Annotated in this window: 7 protein-coding genes; all 7 read left to right on the top strand. The window is 45.1% G+C overall.

Annotated features, from left to right (window positions below):
- Positions 1-129: 129 nt before the first annotated feature.
- The 7 genes from VN105_RS00100 (at position 130) to VN105_RS00130 (ending at position 9,129) form a co-directional block, all read left to right on the top strand.
- Positions 130-687: an RNA polymerase sigma factor gene (locus VN105_RS00100; RefSeq protein ID WP_325636711.1), complete on the top strand. Its 558-nt coding sequence runs from the start codon at positions 130-132 to the stop codon at positions 685-687.
- An 84-nt stretch (positions 688-771) separates the two neighbouring features.
- Complete coding sequence (locus tag VN105_RS00105; protein WP_325636712.1) at positions 772-1,806, top strand: FecR family protein; 1,035 nt, start codon at positions 772-774, stop codon at positions 1,804-1,806.
- A gap of 78 nt (positions 1,807-1,884) precedes the next feature.
- Positions 1,885-5,040 carry a SusC/RagA family TonB-linked outer membrane protein gene (locus VN105_RS00110; protein ID WP_325636714.1) on the top strand — a complete coding sequence of 1,052 codons (3,156 nt, stop codon included), beginning with the start codon at positions 1,885-1,887 and terminating at the stop codon, positions 5,038-5,040.
- Positions 5,041-5,051: 11 nt separating this feature from the next.
- Positions 5,052-6,656, top strand: a complete 1,605-nt coding sequence (locus tag VN105_RS00115; protein WP_325636716.1) for a SusD/RagB family nutrient-binding outer membrane lipoprotein — start codon at positions 5,052-5,054, stop codon at positions 6,654-6,656.
- Between the two features lie 9 nt (positions 6,657-6,665).
- Complete coding sequence (locus VN105_RS00120) at positions 6,666-7,715, top strand: glycoside hydrolase family 99-like domain-containing protein (RefSeq protein ID WP_325636717.1); 1,050 nt, start codon at positions 6,666-6,668, stop codon at positions 7,713-7,715.
- A gap of 2 nt (positions 7,716-7,717) precedes the next feature.
- Positions 7,718-8,863, top strand: a complete 1,146-nt coding sequence (locus VN105_RS00125; RefSeq protein WP_325636718.1) for a metallophosphoesterase family protein — start codon at positions 7,718-7,720, stop codon at positions 8,861-8,863.
- 53 nt (positions 8,864-8,916) lie between these two features.
- Complete coding sequence (locus VN105_RS00130) at positions 8,917-9,129, top strand: hypothetical protein (protein WP_325636719.1); 213 nt, start codon at positions 8,917-8,919, stop codon at positions 9,127-9,129.
- The last annotated feature ends 25 nt before the right edge of the window (positions 9,130-9,154 follow it).

A 9,154-nucleotide genomic window follows, 5' to 3' on the forward strand; every position in this document is an offset into this window, starting at 1 on the left:
TTATACTGTGCTGAATGCAGCTATCCGTGTAGTCACCAGGGAAAAATAACAAAGAGTTAATCGCATCTCTCACAAATGGAGTTTTATTTTGTGCCCTGATTCTTCACATGTTTTCTTTAAAGATGTTCAATGGAAAAGAAGCTGATCAAGGAAGTTCAGGAAAATAGCGAAGCTGCCTTTACTACTGTTTACAATCAATATCACGCAAAGCTGTATTATTATTTTCTGGGTAAAACCCGGTCGGAGGCGATCAGCGCCGACCTGGTACAAACTACTTTTCTTAAATTATGGAATTACCGCAACCATTTGAACCTCGAAATAGCTTTATCTTACCAAATCTTCCGCATAGCAAAAACCACATTAATTGATCTGTTCCGTCAAAGCGCTAAAGAAAGGCTCCTGAGCCTGGAAGACTATGCAGCTATTGATAATATCCCGGAAACCACTCCTGTTTCGTCCTCTTTCGTAGAGGAGATAAAGGTTACCTTACATAAAATACCCCCGCAACGCAGTAGGATTATGGAGTTGCGCCTTAGTGGATGGACCAACCAGGAGATAGCAGACCAATTGGGCATCTCAAAGAGAACAGTAGAAAGCCAGCTTAATAAGGCCATTAAAGAAATCCGAACCCTCATTTCTGCCGACATCGCGCTGTGGATATTGTTGTGCGTTTATCATATCAGCTAAGGTCATTATCCCTTCAGTATTAACAAATTGTTACCGGTAAGTATAGCCACCGGATTTAACGTATTCACATTATAACCACAGCTGATGGATCAAAAGAAACAGTCATTACAGGAGCAGGTGTTGAAATTGCTCGAAAACAAAAGCACTGCTAAGGAGGCAGAGGAATTTCTCCGGCTACCGCCGGAGATGTTGGACGCTTTCCTGGATGAGCAGGAGTGGAATGAACTGTTGCCGCGTAAGGTTCCGGAAGAATGGTCGGCATTGTGGCTGGAAAACATTAATAGAAAAAGGGCATCCCGTATCCGCAGGTTACATTGGAAATATTGGAGCAGCGCAGCCGCTGTCTTGTTGCTGGGCATAGCTACTACCGCTTATCTTTTTAGAGAATATACTTTCAGTCACAGGGAAATAACAAAGAATAATGCAGGCGTAGAAAAAACACTGCAACGCGATACTATAATAGTGAACCAGGGAAGCGCCATCCGGAAATACGCGTTGCCAGACCAATCAGTAGTACAGCTTTCCCCGGGAAGTACCCTGCGCTTTGATATATCCATGCAGGTAAGCAGGAGCTTGTGGCTGGAAGGGGAAGGGGTATTTGATGTTGTGCATGACAGCCAGCGCCCCTTTACCGTTTATACCGATGGACTGGTAACAACTGATTTGGGAACGGTTTTTAAAATAACTGCCTATAAAGGAAAAAGAACTGCGCAGGTACAGTTGATCAGCGGGAAAGTTGCAGTGCATAGTTTGCAGGATACATCAAAGCTCGTTTACCTTACCGCCGGACAGCGCTGCAGTTTCGACATGGTGGAGCAGTCGCTGCAAATGATGCCGCAGGAGCATGGGGAATTACCGGTAAAATCAGGCATGCAGAAAGAGTCATTATCAGAAGATAAAATAAGCTTTAACAGTACGCCATTGCCTGAAGTATTGCAACAGTTAAGTAAAGTTTATGATACTCACATTGAATTTTCATTAAAGGCATTAGAGGCGAGGAAGTTTACAGGTAGTTTCAAAAAGAATGCAAAATTGGAAGGAGTAATAGAAACGCTCCTGCTGGTGAATGAATTGAAAAGTAACAAGGTGGGAGATACCATCTACATAAGCGCTAAATAATCCTGACGATTTAATAAAAAGGGAAAAGTTTCTCCTCAAAGGAGGAACAGGAATAGTATTGTCTAAAATCAATCATACATGAAACGATGTTGTTTATTTTTCCTGATGCCAATATGCTGGCTTATTATAGCAGGAGCTCCCATTCCACTATGTGCCCAGGATATACTTCCTGCGGTAAAGGGGCTGGTGAAGAGCCAGGATGATATTGCGCTCTCTCACGTAACCGTGGAAGTACACAATAGGAAAGGGGATTTTTCTTCCCATACTTTTACAGATGACGAGGGTGTTTTTACATTTACGAATCTAAAGCCCGGCGACACTTATGCTTTTACATTCAGCCACCTGGGCTATAGCAGGAAAGTGTTGGGAGGTTATTCCTACAAGGCGGGGGAAATGATCACACTTTCCATACAGCTTACCGCAACAGTAAAGGAAATAAACCCGGTAGTAGTAACTGCCCTCGGTATAAAGAGAGAAGCCAAAGCGCTGAGTTATAGTCAGCAGGGTGTGGACGTGAACTCTTTGAACGAAACAAAGGACCCGAACCTCATTAACTCCCTGGCAGGTAAAGTTGCCGGGATGCAGATAGTGCCATCAGGATTCAACACCGGATCGGGAAGAATTGTAATCAGGGGGAACAAATCTCTTACGGGGAACAATCAGCCGCTTTTTGTAGTGGATGGTATGCCCATAGAAAATACGCCAGGCGACGATGGCAGTATAGATTACGGAAGCGGAGCCGCCGACATCAATCCGGCCGATATTGAAAGCATGGAGGTGTTAAAAGGTCCTAATGCCGCTGCACTGTATGGATCCAGGGGGCAAAATGGCGTTATCCTTGTTACCACCAAAAAAGGATCTAACAAATTCAGGGTTATTCTTAATTCGAATGAAACCTTCCAGACATTAACTGAATTTCCCGAATATCAGAATGCCTATGGGGTAGGCACTTCCTTCTATATTGATAATACCCACCGTATCCCGGTAGGTAATGTAAACTATCGTAGCTGGGGATCACCCATGCTGGGGCAGCCGTATGTGGCCATTAACGGAGAAGTGAAGCCATATTTGCCGCAGCCGGATAACGTAAAGAATTTTTACAATACCGCACATCTTTTCACCAACTCCGTAGCTGTTGAAGGTGGCAATACCAATACTACCTACAGGATAGGGTATACCAATTATTCCGGCACCAGTGTGGTGAAAGGATTTAATAAGGATAATAAACATTCCGTTGATCTTCGTATGACCAATACATTTACCAAATGGTTTACGATGGATTCCAAAGTGAATTTTATCAGAGATATTGTGGACAACCGTCAGTATTCCAATTCCAATGGCCGTAACCCAACTTATGAGTATGTGCATATGGCCCGCAGCACTGATCTGGATGAGCTGATCCCTTATGAAGACCCGGTTACCGGAAATGAAACAGGTACGCACCGCAACTTCAGCAATCCATACTGGATCGTTAATAAAAACCCCAACCAGGATACCAAAGACCGGGTGATCGCATCTTTCAGCCCACAGGTCAGTATCGCCCCGTGGCTGAAATTTACCGGCCGTTTGGGCGCAGATATGATCTGGTGGAAAGGATATGAGTTTAATGATATAGGTTCGGTAATAGCCAGTAACCCTGATGGATTTCTGCGCACCTTCAATACCAACCAAACCAATTTTAACCTGGAGGGGTTGTTTACCTTCAGCAAGCGGATCCATGACTTTTCAATAAATGCAATAGCAGGTGCAAGCAAGTATACATCCAGCTATGAAGTGAGGGAAACGAGAGTTAACTCCCTGTTACAACCAGGCTTGATCAATGTTTCCAATGCGAAGGAATACCCGGTTGCAGCACAAACGGCCAGGAAAAAAGAAACAAATTCCCTTTACGGATCAGTATCATTTGGTTACAACAACTTTGCTTTTATTGATCTTACCGCCCGTAATGACTGGTCATCTACCTTGCCTGCAAGGAACCGTTCCTATTTTTATCCTTCTGTTGGCGGATCACTTATTTTAACCGACCTGCTGCAGGTGAAAAGTAACCTGTTAAACTATGCAAAGGTACGTGCATCTATGGCGATAGTGGGTAACGATACAGACCCATACCGTTTGGATCAGTCCTATTCGTTCAATGGTTTATTTAACGGCGCTCCCATTGCTTCGCTGTCAACAACCATGAACAACCCGGATCTGAAACCTGAAAAAACAAGGTCGTATGAGTATGGCGCGGAACTGCGGCTGTTCAACAACCGGGTTACTATTGATGCTACACATTACAGTGCTTCCACAACAGATCAGATCATCACCGCCCAGGTACCAGCTTCCAGTGGTTACAAACAGCGCATTTACAACGCCGGTGAAATCAGGAACTGGGGAAATGAGCTTTCTGTGACAGCAAAAATACTGAGTGCCAGAAAATTCAGTTGGGAAAGCCAGATAAATTTTGCAAAGAATAACTCGCGGGTAGTAAGCTTAATTGATAGCGTGAACCGGTTTGTGCTGAACAACAACTCAAGCTATATCTATGTGTACGCAGAGGTGGGGAAACCTTATGGCTATATGCGTGGCCTTGGTGTGGCGCGTGATGCCGCCGGGCATATGTTACTGGACGATGGCGGCGGCCTGCTTAGCAAAAATCCTGATATGGCCTTTGGCTCTTCCAGCCCCGACTGGTTAGGCAGCTTCAGGAACACGTTCCGTTATGGCAATTTATCGCTGAGCATCTTATTGGATGTAAAGAAAGGCGGCCTGTTGTATTCCGGCAGTTATTCGCAGATGCTGACAAATGGTGTACTGGCAGAAACCCTCAATGGAAGGGATGATTACTATAAACATTCCGTGATCTACGGTGAAAGCGCCGGTGAACTGACAGGTGGCGCCAGGTGGGATGCTTATTACGCTGATGGTACCAAAAACACTAAGTACGTAACTCCCCAGAATTACGAATATGCGCGGCCCAACTATGCGGAGTTCGTTATATTCGACGCCTCTTATGTAAAGCTGCGGGAATTAGCCCTGGGCTATACCTTTCCAGACAAACTGCTGGGAAGAACACCGGTTAAAACGGCCAAACTTTCCCTGGTAGGCCGTAACCTGGCCATATTATATCGTAAAACACCACGCGGTATTGATCCGGAAGCCACTTCCACTGCCGGTAACGGACAAGGTATTGAAAGGGGATCTTTACCACCCAATGCCATCTATGGATTCAACGTCAATCTTTCCTTCTAATGCTATTGAACATGAAGAGAATATTTTTAATGCTGTTAAGCGTGGTTGGCTTGTTCGCCTGCACCAAAAATTTCGATCAGATCAACACCGATCCCAACCATCCGAACAAAGTAGAACCGGATTTTCTGTTAACGACATCCCAGTTAAATACACTTAAGCTGTATGGCGGGGATATGAACCGTGTGATATTCTTTAACTATACACAACATTTTTCTGGTTTCCAGGGAGAGTTTCAGCGCTATACCTATAACGACAATTCAAACAATACCTACTGGTCTAATACGTATATCAATTGCCTGCAACCTGCATACCAGATCGAAGTGAATTATAGAGATAATCCTGCCTATACCAACAGGGTATTGATTGCACGTATCTGGAAGGACTTTATCTTTTCCAATGCACTTTCCATGTGGGGGAGTATTCCAATGGAATTTGCCCTGGCAGGTAGTCCCGGTGTTGCTTTTACCAGGGAACAGGATGCATATTATAACCTGTTGGAAGATCTGAAAAATATTGTTGATGCTATCAACCCGGATGGCGATAAATATTCCGCTGCTGCAGATAAGATTTACGGTGGCGACCTGCTGAAATGGAAGAAGTTTGCCAACACACTACGGTTACGCCTCGCCATGCGTATCTCCAACGATGCGCCTAACGGTGATCCCGAACTGGCTAAAAAAGTGGTACAGGACATTTATCAGAATGGCAGCCAGTATACCATCACCGCACAAAACGAAACTGCCGCCATGACCTGGGGAACTACCAGCGATACATGGAGCTATCTGTACAACAGTGTTGTATACAACTATACCGCTAACAAAGCGACCATTCCTGTACTCTGCGAATCCCTGGTATATCATACGCAACCCTATAATGACCCGCGGTTAACCGTTTATGGACAACCGGCCAAACAAGGACCAAACAAGGGTAAGTATTTTGGCCAGAATATATCTTATGGCGGGGGCGCTAAATACGCCGGGAACATTACTAATCCGCATGATGGATTAAAACAGGACGACTATTCCTATATAGGATCAATTTTCCTGAAGCCGGATGCAGAATATGTTTTTATGTCCTGGTCGGAAGCTGCCCTGTTAAAGGCGGAAGCGGCATTAAAAGGATGGTGGGGCAATGCAGGCAACGCTTCGCAGTATTATTACGAGGGCATCAACGCCTCATTTGACCGCTATGGACTAACACAGGACCAGGCGGCTGCCTATGAGAACACGCCGGGAATTAAATGGGGTACTGCCGCTGATACGGTGGGAAGGTCTGCGCAGTTTATGGACTGGGTACAGATCTGTTCAAGCTATATTCCTGCCGGGGAGTATTACCGTCAGATCATCATGCAGCATTGGTTAGCTATTCCCGGGCAAGGCGTGGATGCCTGGGCACTAATCCGCCGCTCCAGAACACTGGAACTTGAACCGCAGTTTGCCACCTATGATGGCGAATATGCATATTTGCCACAACGGATACCATACCCGGGAAGCGAGTATTCTACCAACAGTAAGGAAGTGAGCAAAGCTGCCTCCTGGCTTGGCGGTTCGGATGACCTGTGGACGAAGCTTTGGTTTGCATTGCCAAACAAGAAAAACCCTTATTTACCTTATTAAAAATAAACGATGAGAACAACGTTATATATATTCTGTTGCCTGCTTATTTTAGCAAGTTGTAAAAAAGATAAGGAATACCTTCCGCCGGATTTTAATTATCCCATTCCACCCGTTGATATCACAGAGAATGTGAATGTAGGCGCTTATTTTTATAACTATGCCGCCGCCGATTGGAACAAGGGCATCACTGATACGCCTTTGCTGGGAAACTATAGCGCACTGGCAGCATCCGTTATGAACCAGGAACGTATATGGGCCGATTCTGCCGGGGTAGACTTTTTTATTTTCAACTGGAATGGTGCATCTGGTGGCGATCCGGTCTTAAACAGCTTTGTTGCGGGAAGAAGCAGTAATGTGAAAATGGTGATTAATTTCAACACAGCGCATATCAATGCCTCTAATACTTCTCCGGTCACCGGAGCAAAGCTGAATACACTGATCAAAGAATTTAAATCATTATCCAGCTCCCATTTTGCCAACGATTATTATTATAAGATCAATGGGCAGCCGGTTGTAATGATCACGCCGTTAAACCTTTCTTCCAGTAAAGCTGCCAGTATTGATTACCCATCGGTAATAGCTGCTTTGCGTGCTTCGCTCGACTCAATCGGCGTTCATCCTTATATCATCGGCGAAATCACCACGGGATGGCTGCCGCCTGGCCGTTACAGTACTGCTATTAATGCAATGGATGCGGTAGTGCTCTCTGATTGGTCTACCAGCACATACGACCGCTCTGTTTTTATGCCGGCATATACCGATCAGAACTGGAAGAACTGGACCGACTCCACAACAACCTGGAAAAAGGATTTTGTGCCGGCTGTTTTCCCAGGATTTAATGATAAGGTCATGACGCCATCCAGCGCTTTATTTAACCAGGACAGGAGCGGGGAATTTTATACCGATATGGCAAATGTTGCCAAAAGGAACATGAGCAGCAAACGGCTGGTACTCATTAATTCCTGGAACGACTTTCAAAAAGGCACTGGTCTGGAACCTACAGGCAGTTACGGTCGCACTTACATGGGTATTACCCGGAAACAATTTAAAGTGAACTAATTATGACGGATAAGAAAAACAGGATCAGCAGGCGCCGGTTCGTAGCTTCCATGGGGATGCTCACGGCAGCCCTGCCTTTGGGGGCAGCTGCATTTGATTTTATTCCCAGTGCCGGCAAAGGCTTTAGTTTTATGATGCTGGGTGATATTCACTTTACCCGGGAGGATTTTCATGACATGGAATACGTGAAAAACAGGTTCTCAGGAGGTGATGTTACGCAGGTGCATAATTATTCCCGCATTACCAGGGAAAACCTTCAGCCCTTGTTAAGCAAAACAAAAGACGCGGGCAAAAAGCTCAATGCAGATTTTTACCTGCAATTGGGCGATTTTGTAGAGGGACTTTGCGGCACTGAAGAATTGGCACTAAAACAAACCAATGGATTTATTTCTCTTATAAAACAGCAGGAACTGCAACGGCCGTTTTTTGTTATAAAGGGCAATCACGACATTACCGGGGTGGGGGCACAGGAAACGTTCAGGAATGTAGTATTACCCTGGCAAACTTTAGAACAGGAGAGGACCTTGAAGAACGCTAATTCCACCTTTGTTCATAAAGGGGCCAGGTTTATCCTGTTCGACGGCTATACCCCAGATGAAAGCCTTTCCTGGTTGAAAGAAGTATTGGCAGATGCAAAGGAAAAAACCGTATTCTTTTGCGTGCACCAGCCAGTGGTGCCTTTTACGGCCCGCTCCAACTGGCATATATTTGCTAAGCCTTCCCAACAGCAGCAACGGGAAGAGTTGCTGAATTTACTGGGGCAGTACAATGCCATCGTTTTATGCGGTCATCTGCATAAAACAAGTATTCTGACAAGAACAACAGCAAAGGGAACGTTTGTACAGATATGCACCGGCAGCGTGATTGAACACCCCGATGCGCCGGTAAAAGATCACCTGCAAGGCATTGACGCCTATGGCGCCGGTTTGCTGCAGCTTGAGCCGAAGTTTGCGCCTGCTTCATTAGAAGAACGGAGAACAAATCTTGAAAATGAGAAGCCTTTTATCCGCCATTTCGAATACGCAGATTTTATGGGGTATTCAACTGTGACTGTTTCCCCTGGAAAGAACGTGCAGATAGCCATTTACCGGAACATGGATAACAATCCCTGGAAGATTATTGCTATAAATGAATTGCTGAAAGCTTAGAAACGCGCAACATAAATATGAACTACCCGGTTTTTTATATCCTTTGTGACCGCATGGAATATCATGATATGGATTATGTGAAAACGAGGCCGCAGGATTATGAGCAGATCATGAAAGAGTATCCAAAATATACCGCCACTATTCAGCCTGCATTTCTTCAATTGATAAAAAGGCAGACTGTAAACATCTGGCGCGCTGTAAAAGCCGTGGTGTGGCCGTCCTTCGAAACAGTGGACCTTACAGCGCTGCAAAATCAGCGAAGATAGGTGGTAGTGTAAAAATGAACAACCA

Source organism: Chitinophaga sp., assembly GCF_035564935.1.
Taxonomy (GTDB): Bacteria; Bacteroidota; Bacteroidia; order Chitinophagales; family Chitinophagaceae; genus Chitinophaga.